At 42.5% G+C, this 21,978-nt stretch carries 16 protein-coding genes; all 16 read left to right on the top strand.

Annotated features, from left to right (window positions below; translation table 11 throughout):
• Positions 1–3: 3 nt before the first annotated feature.
• On the top strand, positions 4–465 hold the full coding sequence (locus BLU80_RS18215) for a heme-binding domain-containing protein (RefSeq protein ID WP_091401256.1): 462 nt from the start codon (positions 4–6) through the stop codon (positions 463–465).
• A gap of 20 nt (positions 466–485) precedes the next feature.
• Entirely contained in the window at positions 486–3,212 is a 2,727-nt protein-coding gene (locus tag BLU80_RS19930) for a multicopper oxidase domain-containing protein (protein ID WP_244519010.1), read from the top strand.
• A gap of 12 nt (positions 3,213–3,224) precedes the next feature.
• Positions 3,225–5,798: a heavy metal translocating P-type ATPase gene (locus tag BLU80_RS18205; RefSeq protein ID WP_091401254.1), complete on the top strand. Its 2,574-nt coding sequence runs from the start codon at positions 3,225–3,227 to the stop codon at positions 5,796–5,798.
• Between the two features lie 701 nt (positions 5,799–6,499).
• Entirely contained in the window at positions 6,500–6,823 is a 324-nt protein-coding gene (locus BLU80_RS20185; protein WP_394331874.1) for a DUF6660 family protein, read from the top strand.
• A gap of 166 nt (positions 6,824–6,989) precedes the next feature.
• Positions 6,990–11,366: a CusA/CzcA family heavy metal efflux RND transporter gene (locus tag BLU80_RS18200; RefSeq protein WP_091401253.1), complete on the top strand. Its 4,377-nt coding sequence runs from the start codon at positions 6,990–6,992 to the stop codon at positions 11,364–11,366.
• Positions 11,367–11,383: 17 nt separating this feature from the next.
• The gene (locus BLU80_RS18195) at positions 11,384–12,586 is read left to right on the top strand and encodes an efflux RND transporter periplasmic adaptor subunit (RefSeq protein ID WP_091401251.1); all 1,203 of its coding nucleotides are present in this window, start codon (positions 11,384–11,386) and stop codon (positions 12,584–12,586) included.
• 22 nt (positions 12,587–12,608) lie between these two features.
• Positions 12,609–13,319, top strand: coding sequence for a ZIP family metal transporter (locus tag BLU80_RS18190; protein WP_211481897.1), 711 nt, complete (start codon positions 12,609–12,611; stop codon positions 13,317–13,319).
• A gap of 24 nt (positions 13,320–13,343) precedes the next feature.
• A complete protein-coding gene (locus BLU80_RS18185) occupies positions 13,344–15,383 on the top strand; it encodes a heavy metal translocating P-type ATPase (protein ID WP_091401249.1) in 2,040 nt (679 codons plus the stop codon).
• 331 nt (positions 15,384–15,714) lie between these two features.
• Positions 15,715–16,050, top strand: a complete 336-nt coding sequence (locus BLU80_RS18180) for an ArsR/SmtB family transcription factor (protein ID WP_091401247.1) — start codon at positions 15,715–15,717, stop codon at positions 16,048–16,050.
• A gap of 52 nt (positions 16,051–16,102) precedes the next feature.
• On the top strand, positions 16,103–16,549 hold the full coding sequence (locus BLU80_RS18175; protein WP_091401245.1) for an arsenate reductase ArsC: 447 nt from the start codon (positions 16,103–16,105) through the stop codon (positions 16,547–16,549).
• 28 nt (positions 16,550–16,577) lie between these two features.
• Positions 16,578–17,420: an arsenite methyltransferase gene (locus BLU80_RS18170; protein WP_091401244.1), complete on the top strand. Its 843-nt coding sequence runs from the start codon at positions 16,578–16,580 to the stop codon at positions 17,418–17,420.
• A gap of 20 nt (positions 17,421–17,440) precedes the next feature.
• Positions 17,441–18,526, top strand: a complete 1,086-nt coding sequence (arsB, locus tag BLU80_RS18165) for an ACR3 family arsenite efflux transporter (RefSeq protein WP_091401242.1) — start codon at positions 17,441–17,443, stop codon at positions 18,524–18,526.
• Positions 18,523–19,296 (top strand): metallophosphoesterase family protein, encoded by a 774-nt coding sequence (locus tag BLU80_RS18160; RefSeq protein ID WP_091401240.1) that lies wholly within the window; start codon positions 18,523–18,525, stop codon positions 19,294–19,296. Before arsB ends, BLU80_RS18160 begins: the two co-directional genes overlap by 4 nt.
• 835 nt (positions 19,297–20,131) lie before the next feature.
• A complete protein-coding gene (locus BLU80_RS18150; protein WP_091401237.1) occupies positions 20,132–20,632 on the top strand; it encodes a hypothetical protein in 501 nt (166 codons plus the stop codon).
• 9 nt (positions 20,633–20,641) lie between these two features.
• The gene (locus BLU80_RS18145) at positions 20,642–21,130 is read left to right on the top strand and encodes a hypothetical protein (protein ID WP_091401235.1); all 489 of its coding nucleotides are present in this window, start codon (positions 20,642–20,644) and stop codon (positions 21,128–21,130) included.
• A 274-nt stretch (positions 21,131–21,404) separates the two neighbouring features.
• The gene (locus BLU80_RS18140) at positions 21,405–21,899 is read left to right on the top strand and encodes a hypothetical protein (RefSeq protein WP_091401234.1); all 495 of its coding nucleotides are present in this window, start codon (positions 21,405–21,407) and stop codon (positions 21,897–21,899) included.
• The last annotated feature ends 79 nt before the right edge of the window (positions 21,900–21,978 follow it).

Genomic DNA, 21,978 nt, shown 5'->3' with positions numbered 1-21,978 from the left:
GCAATGACCAGACTTAAAACCATGATCCTGGGCGGATTAGTGGGTGCATTTGTCATGATACAGTTTATCCAACCTGACCGCAATGATAGCGGTCAGGTTTCTAAACAAAGTTTGACAGCGCTCTACCATGTACCGGATAACGTAACGCAGATTTTACAGCAGTCCTGCGCCAACTGTCATTCCAACAATACGGCGTATCCCTGGTATACCCATGTGCAGCCGGTCGGCTGGTGGATGGCAAGGCATATACGCAAGGGAAAAGCGGAATTAAACCTGGATGAATTTGCCGGGTACTCCGACAGAAGACGTGTCAGTAAGCTCAGGTCCATGAAAAACCAGGTGATGGACGGCGTCATGCCCTTGACATCCTATACCTTAATACATAGGGATGCCCGGCTTTCCAAGGAACAAAAGCAGCAGCTGGTAAGCTGGCTGGATAACACAATAGATAGTCTTAATCAATAGATAAAAAAGTATTTTCCAAAATGAAAAATGTATTCACCTTAATAGCACTGTTATGCCTGGGACGTGCTGGCTTCGCGCAAGCTTTTGATCGGGGCAATAATGATACTTTTAGGCCGTTCACAAGCTTTGCTGCACCAGTGGCCAGACCCACGCCGCTGGATTCGCCGCCACCCCCTGGTGTTATTTCCAATCTGGAGAAAGACCTCGCCACAAAAACGATAAAAGGGGCCAATTCAGGCATCCATTTTCCTAAGGGAACACCGGGTGTCAAAAGCGTCCGCTATGATTTATATGTGACGGATAGTACGGTCAACTATACAGGCAAAAAACGAAAAGGCATTGCCGTTAATGGCAGCATCCCTGCGCCGACGCTGGTATTCACCATCGGTGATACGGCGCTTATTTATGTTCATAATAATGCGGATGAACCGACCGCTGTACATTGGCATGGAGTACAGTTGCCGGACCGGATGGACGGGGTCCCCTTTCTTACGCAGCAGCCTATACCGCCCCATACCACCCATATTTATAAATTCCCCGTTGTACAGGCGGGCACTTACTGGTATCACAGCCATTTTTCTGTTCAGGAACAAATCGGCCTATATGGCGCCCTGATCTTTAACAAGCGAACAGAACCAGAAATTCCGACCATCCCTGTGGTGCTGAGCGACTGGAGCGATATGAGACCCAAGGAGATAGACCGGAGGCTGCATACGGCAAACGACTGGTTTGCCATCAAAAAAGGCACGGTCCAGAGTTACTCAGAAGCTATAAAAGCGGGTAAATTGGGTGTAAAGTTGACCAATGAATGGAAACGGATGAAGGCGATGGACGTCAGCGATGTCTATTATGAAAGGTTTTTTGTAAACGGGCAAACCGAGGAGCAGTTTCCCCAATTTAAAGCCGGCGATAAGGTTCGGTTACGTATTGTCAACGGCGGCGCCTCTTCCTATTTCTGGCTTAGTTATAGCGGTGGTCAGCTGATGGTGGTGGCTAATGATGGCAATGATGTCATGCCGGTGATGGTGGACAGGATGATCATTGGGCCGGCGGAAACCTACGACGTAGTCGTGACGATTCCAAAGGACATGCAATATGAGTTCCTGGCCACACCCGAAGACCGTACCGGTTCGGCGGGGCTTTGGCTGGGCAGTGGTATGAAAATGGCCGCCAAAAAGCTTCCGAAGCTGAAATACTTTGCAGGCATGAAAATGATGAATGACATGATGAAAATGAATGGGGATATGAAGCCTATGGGCATGAATATGACCCTACAGACTATGGATATGAATAGTGTCATGTATCCGGAAATGGATGAAAAAGCAGGTGACGAAAACATGGGTGGAATGGAAGGTATGAACGGAATGAGTGACGTGGATCACCCAAAGCATCATCAACCACAGTCATCATCCTCCGAGCAGACCTATGTCTGCCCCATGCATCCGGAGGTAACTTCAGATAAGCCTGGTAAATGTCCCAAATGCGGTATGGCTTTAGTCAAAAAGAAGGCAAACGGGAATAAGGATATGGCTGCTGGCAGTATAAAGATGAAGGATATGCCGATGAAGGATATGGACGGTGGAAGCCAAGGTAGCGTTAAGGCGGATGGAAAAATGACCTATGTCTGTCCCATGCACCCGGAAGTAACATCGGATAAGCCTGGTAAATGCCCTAAATGCGGTATGGATATGGTGAAAAAGAAGGCAGAAGTAAATATGGATATGGATATGTCTTCTGGTGGCATTACAACGCTGAATTACAATATGCTGGAAGCGCCCAAAAAGACAACGCTGCCCGAAGGTCCCTGGAAAGAACTGAAATTTGAATTGACCGGTAACATGAACCGTTATGTATGGACACTGGACAATAAAACTGTTTCGGAAAGCGATAAAATACTCATCAAGCGTGGAGAAAACATCCGCATCATTTTGCACAATAACTCGATGATGCGCCACCCCATGCACCTGCATGGTCATGATTTTAGGGTACTTAACCAATTCGGTGAAAAGTCCCCCATGAAAAATGTACTGGATATTATGCCGATGGAAACCGATACTTTAGAATTCCACGCATCAGAAAGCGGCGACTGGTTTTTCCATTGTCATATCCTCTATCACATGATGAGTGGGATGGGCCGAGTATTCAGTTATGAAAACAGTCCTGCCAATCCGGAGATTCCTGATCCGGATAAAGCCTATAAAATGCTGAAAAAGGATGACCGGATGTTTCACCTGATGGCCCAAAATGACTTCGCTACCAATGGCAATGACGGTTCCCTGATGTATGCCAATACACGCTGGGCTTTCCAGAGCGAATGGAGATTAGGCTACAACGCCCATCACGGCTATGAAGTGGAGACGCATTTCGGCAGATACCTGGGTAAGATGCAATGGCTTTTTCCATATGTAGGCATTGACTGGCGTTACCGCAAACATTCGGCACATGATAAAAGCCTTTTAGGGCAAGCAAACACCAAAGATGACCGTAAAGTCATTCACGCCGGGTTGCAATATACCTTACCCATGCTACTAGTCCTGGACGCCAGTGTGGATCAAACAGGTTATTTCAGGATTCAGCTGATGCGGGAAGACATTCCACTTACGCCAAGGCTGAGAGCATCCTTTATGGTGAATACAGACAGGGAATATATGGTTGGAGGAAAGTATATCCTGACGAAAAACCTGGGCCTCTCTACCCATTACGACAGCGACATGGGATGGGGAGCCGGGCTTACCATCACTTATTAAACGCAAAAATTCATGAAACATACTTACAAGATAACCGGTATGAGCTGTGACGGCTGTAGGACAAAAGTAGCGCATGCGTTAAATGCCCTTGAAGGCGTTTCAGCAAAGGTCAACTTAGATCCGCCTCATGCGATACTCACGATGGAGCAGCATGTTCCCATCGAAAAATTGCAGCAGGCATTATCTGCTGCGGGCGATTATACGATAGAAATGTTGGGACATGACGAGGGCATTGTTGTAGCCGGGGGGCAGGTGCCTGCCCATGGAACGGCCGGTCCACAACTGAACCACCATGCACCTATCCAACATAATAAGTCACATAAGGATGACGATCAGCAGACAGGTCATGGGACATATTATTGCCCCATGCACTGTGAAGGTGATAAAACGTACGACAAACCGGGCAACTGCCCGGTTTGCGGGATGAGCCTGGTGAAAAAGCCTGCATTACAAAAAGTCACCCGGTACAGCTGCCCAATGCATCCCGAGATTATCCGGGACAGCCCGGGTTCATGCCCGATATGCGGGATGGATCTGGTACCCATAAATGGCGGCGAGAAAGAGGAAGATAATACCTATAAAGATCTGCTACGCAAATTTAAAATTGCCGTACTGTTTACCCTACCCATTTTTCTGATCGCCATGACGGAAATGATACCCGGTAATCCACTATTTAATGTAATGGGCTTAAAGTATTGGAACTGGGTGGAGTTTGCACTGTCCATTCCTGTGGTGTTCTATGCGACCTGGATGTTTTTTGAGCGGGCGGGGCGCTCCATCATCACCTGGAGACTCAATATGTTTACCCTGATTGGTGTCGGTTCCGGTGTCGCCTGGCTGTTCAGCGTGCTTGCCTTGTTACTGCCGGGGATTTTTCCCGATCAGTTTAAGACGCACGCAGGCACGGTGTACGTTTATTTTGAAGCGGCCACGGTTATCCTGACCCTCGTGCTCTTAGGGCAGCTCTTAGAAGCCCGGGCACACGGTAAGACCAATAGTGCCATTAAAGAACTTTTGAAACTGGCACCCAATAGTGCGACTAAAATTGTAGGAAACCAGGAAAGCACGCTGTCCATAGAGGATATTCAAAAAGGAGATCTGCTGCGGGTGAAACCAGGAGAGAAAATACCTGTGGACGGAAGTATTAAAGTTGGAGCAGCCACCATTGATGAATCCATGATCTCCGGAGAACCCATTGCGGTGGATAAACAGGCGGGCGATAAAGTAAGCGCGGGTACGATAAACGGCAATAAGACCTTTACCATGCTGGCGGAAAAAGTAGGTGCTGACACCCTGCTCTCGCAGATTATTGAGATGGTGCATACTGCCAGCCGCTCCAAAGCACCAATCCAGAAACTGGCCGACAAGATTTCCGGCTACTTTGTGCCGATCGTCGTTGTCATTGCGCTCATCGCTTTTACAATTTGGGCTATTTATGGGCCTGACCCGGCCTATGTTTATGGTTTTGTCAATGCCATAGCGGTACTGATTATAGCCTGTCCCTGTGCATTGGGGCTGGCCACGCCCATGTCGGTCATGGTGGGTGTCGGCAAAGGCGCTAAATCAGGTATTCTCATCAAAGATGCTGAAGTGCTTGAAAAAATGAACAAGATCGATGTACTCATAATTGATAAGACGGGTACCATTACCGAAGGCAAGCCCTCAGTGGAGAAAATGGTCAGTACAAGCGCTCAATACGCGGAAAAAGAGATGCTTCAAATGATCGTGGCCCTCAATAGTCACAGCGAACATCCTTTAGCCGAGGCAACACTTAAATACGGCAAAGAAAAAGCCGTGCAGGCAAAGGCCGTTGACAAATTTGAAGCGGTCACGGGCAAAGGCGTTATAGGGGAATATGAAGGCCAGTCCCTGGCGCTGGGCAATGAGAAACTAATGGAGCAGGTAGGTGCGGTCATTGCGGCCGGGTTATTGAAGCAGGTTACCGACGAACAAAAGCAGGGGAAAACGGTTTCCTATTTGGCGGTAGGAAACGCCGCTGTCGGTTATATCGTGATTTCAGATAAGATCAAACAAACAAGTGCGGAGGCCATTCACAGATTACAGGAAGAAGGGATGGAGGTTATCATGTTTACAGGTGATAATGAAGCAACGGCAAAGGCGGTGAGTGACACGCTGCATCTTAATGGATACAAAGCGCAGATGCTGCCTGAAAATAAACTGGAGGAGATCAAGCGCCTTCAGGCACAGGGCAAAAAAGTGGCGATGGCAGGAGATGGCATAAACGATGCGCCCGCGCTGGCGCAGGCGGATATAGGCATTGCCATGGGTACCGGGACCGGAGTAGCCATTGAAAGCGCCGCTATCACCTTGGTAAAGGGTGATTTGAATGGAATAGCCAAGGCTCGGTTATTGAGCCATAAGGTGATGCGCAACATCAAGGAAAACTTGTGGTTTGCCTTGGGATATAACGTCTTGGGGATCCCCATTGCAGCCGGGGTGCTCTATCCTTTTTTCAGCGTTTTGCTGTCCCCCATGATTGCAGCCCTGGCCATGAGCTTGAGTTCCGTTTCAGTCATCCTGAATGCACTTCGGTTAAGGAATGCCAAGATTCATTTTAGTAGTTAGATATATTAGATTAAACCCCTTAAAATTTTAAAATATCCTGTCACGGAACCTCAAAATCACTTCTCCCCCATAGGGGATCGTCACGAAACGGATCCCCATTTGAAACTTCTTTTCATGCTGATACTGTCCTTTATCTCCATGTATATTTTAATGTATGCCATGGTAAACAGCCTGGAAAATGTATTTTCCAACATTACATTAACTAGTTTTATATGGCGGCACTGATGACCATGCCAATGATTATTATCGAACTAGCAATAAAGAGTAAAATATAACACTAGAGGCAGATAAAATTAATGAAGACAAAGTTGAAAACCTTGCAAAAATGACCACCAGAAAGTCAGCGTAAGTGTTTTTATGGTAACGAACCGGATCAACTTTATTTTACTTAAATACGATTTCTTATACTGTTTGCCCGTCATCATCAAAAAACTTCTAAAGATTTTTTTAAATATCTTTCACCCGTAAAGTTCATTTAATTGCGTCCGTTCATTTGGATAATACACACAGAAAATTATTTTTAAATGTCACGAAAAAAAAGATGATGAGTTATAATCCTAACGGAAAATTAAAGAATTTATTCTCATTTTGACATCACTTTATCATTTTATATATGTTACCCAGATATAATGCAACAGTGTATTAATAAAAATCAATTCAAATCGAGTATTTTTTAAAAATAATTTTTACTTTTGTCTCGAATGAAATTTTTTACTGCAATATTGGCATGCTATCTTGTACTTTTATCTGTAATTCCTTGCAGAGATAAGGCGAATACGGCTGTTAACGGTAAAGAAGTGACTACAATTTCAGCGAGAACTAATCATCAACAAGATAACCGACATAAAACCGATGCCTGTACTCCTTTCTGCAACTGTTCCTGTTGCCCGGCATCTGCCTTCTTCCAGCCAGTGCCTGTTTTTACAATAGCTAAAGTAGCCATAAGGGCATCTTACCCAATAACTGATTTGACTTTTGTATCCCACGACGATAAAAGCATTTGGCAGCCTCCCCAATTGTCCTAACATTTTGATTGCTAAATTGTTTTGTTGGTAACAGATTTGTTGCCCGCACAATAACATTATCCGCAATCATTCTTTTTTATTTCAATAATTTTTTTGAATCTGTCTGCCTGTTGCGTGGCGACTATATCAATAGTTAACCTGCACCAGATAGGCATAAAAGATTAAAATGTTAGATAAGATCATCAAATTTTCCATCCAGCATAAGTTGATTATAGGGCTTTTTACGCTTGGGCTAATTGCATGGGGCATATTTTCCCTTACCCGTTTGCCCATTGATGCGGTGCCGGACATCACTAATAACCAGGTGCAGATTATTACCTCCTCGCCTTCCAATGGGGCTACAGATATTGAACGGTTTGTAACTTTCCCCATTGAACAAACCATGTCTACCATCCCGGGCAAGGAGGAAATTCGTTCTTTTTCCCGTTTTGGGCTTTCCGTGGTAACGGTCATTTTTAAAGATAATATAGATGTATATTGGGCAAGGCAACAGGTCAGCGAGCGCCTTGCCGAAGCCAAAACAGAAATCCCTGACGGCATGGGAAATCCCGAGCTTGGGCCGGTCTCCACCGGTCTTGGGGAGATCTACCAGTATGTCGTACGGCCAAAGCCTGGATATGAGAAAAAATATTCCGACAGAGAGCTGCGCAGCATCCAGGACTGGGTTGTCCGACGCCAGTTGCTTGGCGTTCCGGGAGTGGCCGATGTGAGCAGCTTTGGCGGACATTTGAAACAATATGAAGTAGCACTCAACCCGGATAAACTAAGGGCCATAGGTGTTAGTATCAGCGAGGTATTTAACGCCTTAGCACTAAATAACCAGAATACTGGCGGTGCTTACATTGATAAAAAGCCCAATGCCTATTTTATCCGCAGTGATGGTTTGATAAAAAATTTAGACGATATCCGCAACATTGTTGTAAAAAACACGCCGGGGGGAACGCCTATCTTGATTAAAGATGTAGGAACCGTGCAATACGGCTCTGCTATTCGCTACGGTGCCATGACTTATAACGACGATGGTGAAACGGTGGGAGCACTTGTTTTAATGCTGAAAGGTGCCAATGCTTCTAAAGTAATTGGGGATGTCAAGGAGCGAATCGCGGAAATCTCGAAGACACTTCCACAAGGTGTTGAAATAGACCCGTTTTTAGACCGTTCCAAACTTGTTGGCAGGGCAATAAGTACTGTAACCAGGAATTTAGCGGAAGGGGCGCTAATTGTCATATTTGTCCTCGTGGTTTTCCTGGGGAATCTGCGAGCCGGGCTGATCGTGGCTTCGGTTATCCCACTCTCGATGTTATTTGCCATTTCCCTGATGAATGTCTTTGGTGTTTCTGGGAATTTAATGTCGTTGGGGGCGATAGATTTTGGATTAATTGTGGATGGCGCTGTCATTATTGTGGAAACGGTATTGCATCAACTTGCGATGCGAAAGCCGGGTAGACTGGCTCAAAGTGTCATGGACCACGAAGTGCATTATTCTGCCAATAAGATGATGAGCTCTGCAACATTCGGTCAGATTATTATCCTGATTGTTTATTTTCCAATTCTTGCCCTGACCGGTATTGAAGGCAAAATGTTCCGACCGATGGCAGAAACCGTTGCTTTTGCCATTATCGGTGCACTGATTCTTTCGCTGACCTATGTACCTATGATGAGTGCGTTGTTTTTGAGTAAAAAAGTCAAGCACAAAAGGACCCTATCGGACCGGATTATGGAAATTTTTCAGAAAGCTTATACTCCACTTATTCATCTTGCATTAAAACGACGGATACTGACTATAGTAATTGCCATCGTATTATTTATTGGAAGCCTGGTTACGTTTAAATACTTAGGCGCTGAATTTATCCCTTCCCTGGACGAAGGGGATTTTGCAATAGAAATGCGTGTCATGACAGGCAGCAGTCTTTCCCAGACAGTTGAAGCCACGCAAAAGGCAGCAAAGGTTTTGAAAGACAACTTCCCTGAAGTTAAAGAAGTAGTCGGGAAAATAGGCTCCTCAGAAATACCGACCGATCCTATGCCGGTGGAAGCAGCTGACGTAATGGTCATTTTAAAAGATAAGAAAGACTGGACCAGTGCATCTAATAAAGATGAGCTGGCAGAAAAAATGCAGGCAAAGCTGGAAGAAAACGTCCCGGGTGTAACGTTTGGGTTCCAGCAACCCATACAAATGCGGTTTAACGAGCTTATCTCCGGTGCTAAGCAGGATTTGGTAGTAAAAGTGTTTGGTGACGACTTAGATATGCTGGCAAAATATGCAGAACAAATAGGCGACATTGCGCAGACAGTAAAAGGTTCTGCTGATATTTATGTAGAGCAGGTAACCGGCCTGCCGCAAATCGTTGTTCATTATAACCGCAGCCAAATTGCGCGCTTTGGCCTTAATATTGCCGAAATTAACAGGGTCATTCAGGCGGGTTTTGCAGGAACCTCTGCCGGACTTGTTTTCGAAGGGGAGCGGCGATATGACCTGGTCATTCGCTTAGAAAAAGAAAACCGGCAAAGCATTGAAGATATTAAGAATCTATCTGTCACTACTCCGGCAGGCATTCAGGTCCCCATCAGCCAGTTGGCAGATGTAGAAATGGAAATAGGCCCTAATCAGATTCAGCGGGAAGACACTCGCCGCAGGATCATGGTAGGCATCAATGTGCGCGGCAGAGACGTCAACAGCCTTGTACAGGAACTTCAGCAAAAGATTGACCAGAAAATTAAGTTTGAACCAGGTTATTCACTTACCTACGGAGGGGCTTTTAAAAATTTGCAGGAGGCCTCCGCACGGCTTTCCATAGCGGTACCAGTGGCACTCCTATTAATATTTTTCCTGCTCTTTATTTCGTTTAATTCTTTCAAGCAGGCGCTGCTAATTTTCACTGCAATCCCACTTTCTGCTATTGGTGGTGTATTTGCGTTATGGATAAGGGGCATGCCATTCAGTATTTCAGCTGGCATCGGATTTATTGCACTATTTGGCGTGGCTGTATTGAATGGCATTGTACTGATAGCAGAGTTTAATTCGCTTAAAAAATCGGGCATCACTAATCTTCGTGAGATCGTCATAATGGGCACCCGTGTGCGCCTGCGGCCAGTGCTGATGACCGCCACGGTGGCATCCCTTGGATTCTTCCCGATGGCGCTTTCCCATGGCAGCGGTGCGGAGGTGCAAAAACCATTGGCTACTGTTGTCATCGGTGGACTTATAACTGCTACTTTCCTCACACTTCTGGTGCTACCGGTGCTGTACACCTATTTTGAGGGCATAAAATGGAAAAAAATGAAAGCCGGAGCAACAATTACAGTGCTTTTAGTTTTAATGTTTAGCCCTTTGGTGACAAACGCTCAAACAAATCAGCCAAAGCCACAGCCACAGACGTTAGAGATGATCATCCAAAAGGCGGTCACCCAAAACGCATCGGTAAAATCCGCAACGCTGGATATTCATAAACAGGAATATCTCAGGAAAACAGCTACAGATTTCGGCAAAACAAATATTGAAGGGCAATATGGCCAATCCAACAGCAGACGATGGGATACTTACTTTTCTGTGAATCAAAATATTCCCAACCCAGGATTATTTGGAGCACAGAAAAAACTGGCAAATGCCCGTATAAAAGAAAGTAAGCTCAATGTAAATGTGGTGAAAAATGACCTTATTTATAATGTAAAATCTGTCTATTACCAGCTAAATTATTTATTAGCCTACCGCCAACTGTTATATGCTCAGGATACAGTGTATCAAAACTTTCTAAAAGCGGCTGACTTACGGTATAAAACTGGGGAAAGCACTTTGTTGGAAGCAAAAACAGCACAAACGCAGCTGGATGAAATCAAGAACGTTGCAGCGAAAAATGAAGGAGATATCCTGATTGCACAAAAAGAGTTACAAACGCTGTTAAATTCGGCCGCACCTATTGCTATCACTGACAGTATGATTATAAAAGCAGATGCAGCTTCCTTTTTGCATCCGGCAGATTCATTAAGTAGCCCGGTTTTAAAGCTCATCCAGCAAAAAATCGAAGTTGCTAATCACGCCGTCCAGGTGAGACGCGCTGAAGCCGGGCCAGATTTTTCTATTGGCTATTTTAATCAAAGCATTATTGGCATGCAACCTGTAAAAGGACAAGAGATCTATTTTGGTGCCGGTAACCGCTTTTGGGGGGTGCAGGCAGGTATCAGTATTCCACTCTTTTACAAGCCTTATAAAAATAAAATCAAGGCAGCGAAAGTAGATGCACAGATAGCACAAAAGCAATTTGAATTGTATAGTACCAATATCAGGGGAAAATATGACCAGGCCATTTCAGAATACCTGAAGCAGGAAAAGAGTGTCCGATATTATGAGGCGAGTGCTTTGCCAAATGCGGAGTTCTTACGGAGGCAAGCGCAAAGCGCGTTTCAGCAGGGAGAAATCCAATATGTAGAACTATTGCAGGCACTGCGAACCTACTCAGAAATAAGGTCTAACTATTTACAAACCGTCCATCAATTCAACCGATCTGTCATTGAGTTGCAATATTTGTCCGGAAAAAATAACTAACTTTTAAATTAATTACGATGATACAGATAAAAAAATATGGCCTGTTGCTGCTCATAGCATTCACAGCTTTGCAAATAACCGCATGCAGCAGTAATGAAAATACTCCTTTACAAAACAAATCCTCAAGGTCGGATACTGCCGCCGAAGAAGTTTCAGACAATACTGTTACCTTAACACCACAGCAATTACAGTCCCTGGATATCAAGACCGGCAAAGCGGGGCTTCGTAATTTAAGTGCTGTCATTCAGGTAAATGGCAGATTGGAAGTCCCACCTCAAAATGCGGTGAGTATTACCATCCCCTATGGCGGTATCGTTAAATCAACAACACTATTGGATGGAAAAAGAGTAACCAAAGGTGAAAGGCTTGTCACTCTGGAGAGCCCCGAATTCATCCAACTGCAACAAGATTATTTAGATGGAACCAATCAGTTGGAGTTTCTTACGTCTGAGTATAACCGGCAGCAAGAACTGGCAACACAAAATATTAATGCCAAAAAGACACTGCAAAAATCCAAAGCAGATTATCAGGCTGCGCTCAATAAAGTAAAGGGGTTAAAAGCAAAGCTATCATTGATCCATATAAATACCAATACTTTAGAAGAAAATGGCATCCAGAATACCGTTACGATTTATTCACCCATCAACGGGTATGTAACACAGGTCAATGTAAACCGGGGAACGCACGTCAATCCCAATGATATGATGTTCAGGATTGTGAATTCAGATAATATGTATGTTGAATTGGCGGTATTTGAGAAGGATATCCCTAGACTAAAGCGGGATTTGAACATTCATTTTTCATTGGTCAATGACTCAACAGCATATAGGGCTCAAATTTACCTGATTGGCAAGGAGATAGGTAAAGACGGCAGCATACCGGTAAACTGCCGCATTACGAGCCCTATTACCTCATCCATGATCCCTGGTATCTATTTGAAAGCAACCATTGAGACCGGGACAAGCCAGTTAACCGCTCTTCCCGAAAACGCCATCGTAAGCTTTGGTGGAAAGGACTACGTTTTTCAGCCGGAATCGCCAAAATCGGGAAGCATTCAGGACGGGTACAGCTTCCGAATGCTCGAAGTTGAAACAGGTGTAACAGAAAATGGATATACGGCGGTGACCTTCACAAAAGATTTCAATCCCAACATGGCCATCGTAATCGAGGGTGCGTATGATCTGCTTTCAAAAATGAAAAATACATCCGAGGAAGAATAAACTTTAAATCAGCAGGAAGTCTATGCTATTATTTCTTTTAATACCGGTATTAACAATTATTGTAGGCGGTTTGGCGGCCATTTACCTAAAACCATCTCAGACGATATATAGTGTTATTCTTCACTTTTCTGCTGGAGTTGTTTTTTCAGTGGTTTCCGTAGAGCTTCTTCCTGATATTATTAAGATCCATGATCCTGTAAGGATAAGCATCGGGTTTGGATTGGGTATTTTTTTCATGTTGACACTAATGTATTTTTCGGGCAAAATGGAGGATAAGGCTTCTGTAAACAAATCTTCAGTATTTCCTATAGGGCTTTTGTTAGCAGTATGCATAGATATAGCAATTGATGGCCTTTTGTTAGGAATAGGATTTGCAGCAGGACGCAAGGAAGGGATTCTCCTTTCTTTGGCACTTGCCACAGAAAACCTGACTTTAAGTTTAGCAACTGCTTCTTCTCTTGGGAGACAAGGTATTCGCGCCAATAAAGTGTTGTCCATTATTATCATATTGGCTGCTATTTTCTTTCTTTTTTCAATGGCAGGAGATGCTTTATTTCATAACCTGGAGGATACATCAATGGAAATTATATTGTCGTTTGGATTAGCTGCACTGCTTTTTCTCGTGACGGAAGAACTGTTAGTCAAAGCGCATGCGCAAAAAGATAATATATGGCTTACCGCGCCATTTTTTATAGGATATTTATTGTTTTTGATACTTGGTGTGACAATGTAACTTAATGATATTAAATATTTAAAAATGAAAAATACAGACCCAAATCACGTTCATACCTATGATGCGCAGGGAAGAATAACCTGTTGTACGTTGGAAGAAAAAATCTATACAGACGCTGGTGGAAAAAGGCTATTGCATGAGGAGGAGCATGAGGAGGAGCCTGATGATAAAGAACAAGGACAGGCAGATATAAAAGGGAAAAGTGCTATTATAAAATATCTGCCTGCCTTAATTAGTTTGATGATGCTATTAATCGGCATTGCATTGGATAATTATGTAAAACCGGCATTTTTCACCGGGTATATCCGCTTTGCATGGTATGCCGTTGCCTATTTGCCGGTAGGTTTTCCGGTAATGAAGGAAGGCTGGGATGCGTTATTAGGTAAAGAATTCTTCACCGAGTTCACCTTAATGGTTTTAGCAACTATCGGTGCATTTGCTATTGGCCAATACCCCGAAGGTGTGGCAGTGATGCTCTTCTATGCCATTGGAGAATTATTCCAAAGTGCAGCTGTGAGGAAGGCCAAAGGAAACATAAAGGCATTATTGGATATAAGGCCAGATGCTGCAAGCGTTTTGAAGGACAATAAATATATAGAAACAAAACCTGAAAATGTTTCTGTAGGAGAAACGATTCAGGTAAAGTCAGGTGAAAAAGTGCCTTTGGATGGACAAATGCTTAGTGTGGGTGGCAGTTTTAATACCGCAGCGCTTACAGGTGAGAGCAAACCTAAATCCATTTACAAAGGGGAACAGGTCTTGGCGGGAATGCTCAACCTTGATAAAGTAATTGAATTGAAGGTAACTAAGAAATTTGCTGACAGTTCTCTTGCAAGAATACTGGATATGGTTCAAAATGCTACTACGCGGAAAGCAAAGACAGAATTACTAATAAGGAGATTTGCGAAAATATATACGCCTATTGTATTTTTTTTGGCGGTGGCTTTAGTGCTCATCCCATATTTTATTGTCGGTGACTACCTATTTACACAATGGCTGTATAGGGCATTGGTGTTTTTAGTGATCAGTTGCCCCTGCGCACTGGTTATTTCTATACCATTAGGCTATTTTGGAGGAATTGGCGCAGCCAGTAAAAATGGCATCCTGTTTAAAGGCTCGAATTACTTAGAACTGATGACCAAAATAAATACGGTAGTAATGGATAAGACAGGAACACTAACAGCTGGTGTTTTTAAAGTCCAGGACATTGTTACGACCGGGATGGATAAAAATGACTTTATTCCAATATTGTCCGCATTAGAAAGTAAATCCACACATCCTATTGCCAAAGCTATCGCCGAATATCAGAAAAACGACGTGCAAGCTTATGCCACAGAAGATATAGAGGAAATTTCAGGGCATGGATTAAAAGGGAAAGTAAACGGTAAATATGTGCTGGCTGGGAATACCAGATTACTTAGGAAATTTAATGTGAGTTATGATACAGCTATAGATCAGGTTGCAGAAACGATCGTTGTGGTGGCTATTAATAATAAATATGCTGGCTATGTACTGATAGCGGATGAAGTAAAGGAAGATGCCAAGCAGGCCATTAAGCAAATGCACTTGAACGGTATTAGGCAAACGATAATGTTGAGTGGGGATAAAAATGCCATTACACAAAAAATAGCAGGGCATTTAGACATAGACAAGGCCTTTGGTGATTTATTGCCCGAGGATAAAGTAGATAAAATTGAAGAGTTAAAGCAGGATAAAACGAACATCATCGCTTTTGTCGGAGATGGCGTCAATGATGCACCGGTGTTGGCATTAAGTGACGTTGGGATTGCTATGGGGGCATTGGGCAGTGATGCTGCCATTGAAACGGCTGATGTAGTCATTCAAACAGATCAGCCTTCCAAAATAGTTACAGCCATTAAAATAGGAAAGGCTACTAAGCGAATTGTGATACAAAATATCGCTTTGGCGTTTACCGTAAAGGCGGTTGTCTTAGCTTTGGGAGCGGGAGGCTTGGCAACCATGTGGGAAGCTGTTTTCGCAGATGTAGGTGTAGCTTTGTTAGCAATATTGAATGCAGTTAGGATACAACGAATGCAGTTTTGAAGTATTATGCTTTAATTTTCAGCTACTTTTCATTACAGAATTTTTAACGATGAAGATTGTTATTTAGTTTGTGATCAAATGACTGGACCTGAAAGGGAGCTAATTTTAACGTTTTTTCCTTTTCATCAGCCTTCGAAATTTTCTTCTGGACTATCCTGAATATCAAAACGATGACATTCCCTGAGCTACTGGGACTGTATCAAAATATCAATCTCGAATTCCAACATTCTCCCACACTTATATAAAGTTAATTAAGAATGTTCAGAATTTTTTCATGAATTATCTACAATTGTTAAGTGATTATCGTAATATTGCAATTGAAGAATGAAATATGGGCTCTACAAAAACGGATTTATTCAATAAAAAGCAAAATGAATTGGCAAATATGGCGAAGGCTATCGCACACCCGGCCCGGATAGCCATTTTAGAGCAACTTGTGAAGACAAATGCCTGCATTTGTGGGGATTTGGTAGTTGAACTTGGCCTGGCCCAGCCGACCATTTCCCAACATTTAAAGGAATTAAAGCTGGCGGGAATTATCCAGGGTTCTGTGGAAGGGACAAGCGTATGCTATTGTATTGACCCGAAAGTCTGGAAGAAATTCCGGGAATTTTTTAATAATTTCTTTGTAGAAGTGGGAGACCCGACGGGAGAAGGTTGTTGTTGATATTTTTTTTCTTCATTAAATCGCTTTATTGCAATAAACAAATACAAAAAATATGGAAAAGCATAAAATTCTGTTCGTATGCGTTCATAATAGTGCAAGAAGCCAGATGGCCGAGGCTTTCTTAAATGAATTAGGCGCAGACGCCTTTATCGCCGAAAGTGCGGGTTTGGAACCAGGTACCTTAAATCCCTATGTGGTGGAAGCTATGGCGGAAGCCGGGATTGACATCAGCGGTAAACAGACGAAGGCCGTATTTGACCTTTTCAGGCAAGGCAAGCCCTTTAATGCAGTCATTACCGTCTGCGATGCGGCAAGCGCCGAGCGCTGCCCTGTTTTTCCAGGCATGACCAAGCGCATTGCCTGGTCTTTCCCCGATCCTTCCGGGTTTAAGGGTACTAAAGAAGAAATTTTGGCGCAAACCCGCGAAGTGCGGGATGAGATAAAGAAAAAAGTAACCGATTTTATCGGCGAAGCGAAAGTCTTAAAATTCTGGATGTAATATTCTTAATGTATAAAAACTTACGAAAATGAACAACGAACAAAAATTAAAAGAGCTGGTACAACAAAAATATGCAGCTATCGCCCTGCAAGATAAGGCCACCAATGAAGCGTCCTGCTGCGGATCGGGATGCTGCTCCACCGAAGTGTATCATATTATGAGCGACGATTACAGTACCCTGGAAGGCTATAATCCAGATGCGGATTTAGGATTGGGCTGCGGGCTACCGACACAATATGCGCAGATAAAACCGGGAGATACCGTTATTGATCTGGGTTCAGGTGCAGGTAATGATTGTTTTATTGCCCGCAGGGAAACCGGCGAAACCGGTAAAGTGATCGGCATAGATTTTACGCCTGCAATGGTAGATAAAGCAAGAGCCAACGTGGATAAGCTGGGCTATAATAATGTGGAATTTCGCCGTGGTGATATCGAGAAAATGCCTGTTACGGCAAATGCTGCGGATGTAATTGTGAGTAATTGCGTTTTAAACCTTGTGCCGAATAAAGACGGGGTATTTAAAGAAATTTATAGGGTGTTGAAACCCGGAGGCCATTTCAGTATTTCCGATATTGTTTTAGAAGGGGAATTGCCACCTGCATTACAGCAAGCGGCCGAAATGTATGCCGGATGTGTTGCGGGAGCTATTCAGAAAAAGGATTATTTAGACCTTATCTTACAAAACGGATTCAGCAATATAACCCTTCAAAAAGAAAAGGCTATTCAAATTCCTGATGATATCCTCGCAGGCTATCTTTCAAAAGAACAAATCAGTCAATTTAGAAACGGAGATAGCAGCATTAAAAGCATCACCGTCTATGCAGAAAAACCCGCAGAGGCGGCTTGCTGCGGCCCTGATTGTTGTAATTAAACTCTTTAAACGCGAAAAATATGTCTGCAAAAAACTGCGCTCCTGCACATGAAAGGAAAAAGTTAGGTTTCCTGGATAGGTACCTTACCCTGTGGATATTCCTGGCGATGCTCTGCGGTGTTTCCATAGGGTATTTTGTCCCTTCCTCATCCGATTTTATCAATTCCTTTTCTTCGGGAACAACCAATATTCCCCTGGCAATAGGGTTGATTTTGATGATGTATCCGCCTTTAGCCAAAGTACGTTACGAGCAGTTAGGTAAAGTGTTTAAAAACACAAAGGTATTAGGCGCTTCTTTACTTCTTAATTGGGTTTTCGGGCCTGTATTAATGTTCTTGCTCGCGCTACTTTTCCTGCATGGTTACCCGGAATATATGGTCGGATTGATACTTATCGGCCTTGCCAGGTGCATCGCAATGGTCATTGTCTGGAATGAGCTGGCTGAAGGAAACCGGGAATACGCAGCGGGATTGGTCGCATTAAACAGTATTTTCCAGGTATTGCTATACAGTGTTTACGCCTACCTGTTTATTACCGTTCTTCCGCCACTCTTTGGATTAAAAGGTCTGGACGTTCATATTACCATTGGAGAGATTGCGTGTAGCGTAGCTATTTACCTGGGCATTCCTTTTGCCGCCGGTCTTATCAGCCGTTATCTGCTATTGCGCTTAAAAGGGGATGCGTGGTACCAGCAAAAGTTTGTTCCGTTTATATCTCCTATCACGCTTATAGCCCTACTATTTACAATAGTGGTTATGTTCAGCCTGAAAGGCCAGATGATTGTCCGGATACCTTTTGATGTGATCCGCATAGCAATCCCGTTAATTGTCTATTTTGCTATTATGTTTCTGGTTAGCTTTTTTGTAGGGAAACGTCTGGGCGCAGATTATGCGCAGAATGCTGCGGTTTCCTTTACGGCTGCAGGTAATAATTTTGAATTGGCTATTGCGGTGGCTATTGGTGTGTTTGGCATTAATTCGGGAGAAGCCTTTGCAGGTGTCATCGGGCCGCTGGTAGAAGTTCCTGCGCTCATTATCCTGGTGAATGTTGCTTTTTGGCTTCGTAATAAATATTATAATAAACCTCAAAAAAATCAAGGTAGATGAAAATAGCCCTGTTCAGTGATATTCATGCCAATTTGCCAGCACTCCAGGCATGTTTAGAAGATATAGATGCAAAGCAGCCCGATGCAATATATTGTCTTGGTGATCTTGTAGGATATAATATTTGGCCAAATGAAGTGACTAATATTATTAGGAACCGCGGCATTCCTACAATTGCGGGGAATTACGATTTTGGTATCGGCAGGGTAAGCAACGACTGCGGTTGTGCATATAAAACAGATGAAGAGAAGCACATGGGTAAGGTTTCGATTGCCCTTACCAATGAATTGATAAAAGATGCCGAACGCAAATATCTAAGAACGCTTCCCGCTCACATACGATTGGAATTTCAGTTGAATAACGACAAATTGAATTTGCTGCTGGTGCACGGCAGTCCAAGGCGGATCAATGAGTATCTTTTTGAAGACAGGGAAGAAAAAAGTATGCTGCGCATTATGGAACAGGCAGATGCCGATATTATGTGCTTCGGGCATACCCATAAGCCTTACCACCGTATCTTAAATTCAGGTACTGCCGGACAAGATCATTTTCGCCACGCTGTAAATATAGGATCGGTGGGCAAGCCAAAAGACGGAGACCCAAGAGGCTGCTATGTTTTGCTTCATATAAATGAGCAAAGTGCTATATCGGTGAAAGAAAGCATTCAAGTGGAGTTCATCCGGTTTCAATATGATGTAGAAAAAGCAGCCAAAGCAGTTGAAGAAAGTATTTTGCCCGATAGATATGCGGAAAGTTTAAGAAACGCGCATTAAATAGGAAGATTATGAATGATGCCTCCGAAATATTGAAAGATCGAAAATAAGTCGTCCAAATAATAAACACAAATGTACAGTTATAAATACTCAAGCAGAGTCTAATATTTAGTTTTCTCTATTGACAGATTAATCAAGATTTTTAGACTGCCGCGCTATGAATATTAAAATAAAGTTTACCTTTGCTTAGGTTCATTTGAATCCAGATTAGTAAGGTACCAATACGGTTATCAGGGTCAATTCAAATCTTCCTAAATAATTGTAATTCAATTCGTTATATAAAATATCATTGGGTGCCGCCCTCACCGCTTAAAACCGCCTGGAGCTATAAAAAGTTTCAGGCGGTTTTTTCATTGTATGCCGTGCATGTCGGTTTACTTGGAGGGAAAGTGCGGATCAAGTTGAATTCTTGGGAATCGAATGAACTCGTAGCTATTTGTAAAACAAACTGATACAAGGTCAGTTGGGACAGATCAAACGGATTCAATAGAGGTCAATTTGATTGACTTTGAAAACGTAAAATGGTATGATTACAAATCAAAGCTTTTCTATCCTGATTTGGACCAAAAAAGGTACAATTATTAAAGACATTCTTTATGTAAATTCCGGCAATGGCCTATGTGCGATTATTGTCAAATAAGGCTGCGCGACAATCCCTTATTTTGTTTATATCGACCATTAATCCACGTTTTTCCGTGTTTCAGAATGTTTTAAATTGGGTCTCTAATTTAACCCGGCAAGCTCCACAAGAGGCGGTTGGCCTTACCTTATCCGTCACCCAAAATGCACTTGGGGGAGTAGAAAAGGTAAAATATTTTGACGGGCAACAGTTTTGATGACAAATTGGCTATCGAAGGAAAATGGCGCTGGAGGGGGAGCCGCTTTCACACTTGATAACTATATCGGTGCACCCAATGATATAAAACTTAGTCCTAATGATCCTATACTGCAACATGAGTACGGACGTTACTTGCAAAGCCAGGTGCAGGGGTTAGCATATCGTCCTTTTACTGCCATTCCTGATTTTTTCTCTTCTGGAAATGATAACCCGACAGCTTGGGATGGGAATGCTAGAGCATTAAAATATTTTAATAAATATTATGATGGAGTGTATACCGATCCTAAAAACCCAGTAGGAAATGTTAATTGGAATTTGCTTAAAAACTATATAAATGGATATGATAAAGATTTACCCATTAGCGACCCATTCAATCAGGCCGCTCTCAAGAGAGCTTTAAGAAGCCCGGGAATATTTGATATTTTTGCAGACGCTACTCCGCTTTCTATATTTTGGTTTGCAGATGCAATAATCAATCACTCCAAAAATAAACAATAAAACCTCCTAATGAAAAAATTAACCGTTTTCGCATCTCTATGTGTTTTATTATATTCGTGTTATCCCACACATCCATGTATGGATAGTAATTTAATTCCTGCATTCACAGGGTTTGCTAATCCTTATGATTTCACCTCTATTATTTTCCGCGCATATAAAAAGGGGGATGGTTTTAGCCAAATTATGGATACAGCTTTGGTTCGAGATCCTGGAAGCCCAGCTTCCGGAGATACAGTATATATTTGGTTAAATGGAGACTATACTTCTCAACATCATTATTGGGTTCTTGGACCTGATTTTGATTGGGAAGTATATGTTCCTGCTATAAAGAGAACATTCCGTATTTCCGAAATTGCAAATAGGTGGACTGAAGGGAAGGGTCGATATTGCGTTAATGAAATAACGTCCTGTTCTGTTGACGGAGAAACAACGATTCCAGTATTTATCGATACAATTGGATATCCTACTGGTTTTGTTGTTAATATTAAAAATAAATAAAGGGTTGCCTTATATTTTGATAAATACTATGGGGGAGTTTATACAAATAAGGATAGGCAAGATGGGGGCCTTTATTGGGATTTATCAACAAACTTTATAAATGGTTACGATGTTGATTCACCTGTTACTTCACCAGTAAATCAAAAAGCATTAAAGAATGCCATAAGAACACCTGTTTTTTTTTGATATTTTTGTCGGAGCCACGCCACTTTCCTTATTTTGGTTCGCAGATGCAATAATCAATCATTCTAAGAATAAGCAACAAATTAAACTTATGAAACGAATATTTTATATTTTATTAATGAATATTTTATATTTTTCTTGTAACCCAACCCGACCTTGTATGGATAGTAATCTTATTCCAGCTTTTACTGGTTATAGTAATTCAAACGATTTTAATTCTATTATCTTTAGAGCGTATCATCAAAACGGGAAGTTTGATCAACTTATGGATACTCTTTTTATAACAGATATTCAGCCTAATCAGTTGATCTCTGGAGATACTCTATATTTTTGGTTAAGTGGCAATACAACATCTCAGAATCATTACCGGGTATTAGGTCCAGGTTACGATTGGGAAATATTTTTACCAGAATCAAAAAAAACGTTTCAAATTTCAAATATTGTTAATCACCAAAGTGAGGGCCAGGGGAGAAGTTGTTTAAACGAAATATCATCATGTAAAATTAACGGAGAAAAAATATATCCAATTTTTTCTGGTTTCAGAATTGGGTATCCCCGTGGTTTTATTGTTGTTCCGCTCCCCTAAATAATCGGACATAATTACAAAAAAAAATTGTAACTATGGGTATGATTCAAACCGAGAAGGGGACAAAAAAGTTTACGGA

Origin of the sequence: Arachidicoccus rhizosphaerae, from assembly GCF_900107765.1 — a bacterium.
GTDB lineage: Bacteria > Bacteroidota > Bacteroidia > Chitinophagales > Chitinophagaceae > Arachidicoccus > Arachidicoccus rhizosphaerae.
Note: the sequence above shows the minus strand (reverse complement) of the source record. Positions and strands in the feature narration are given on the sequence as shown.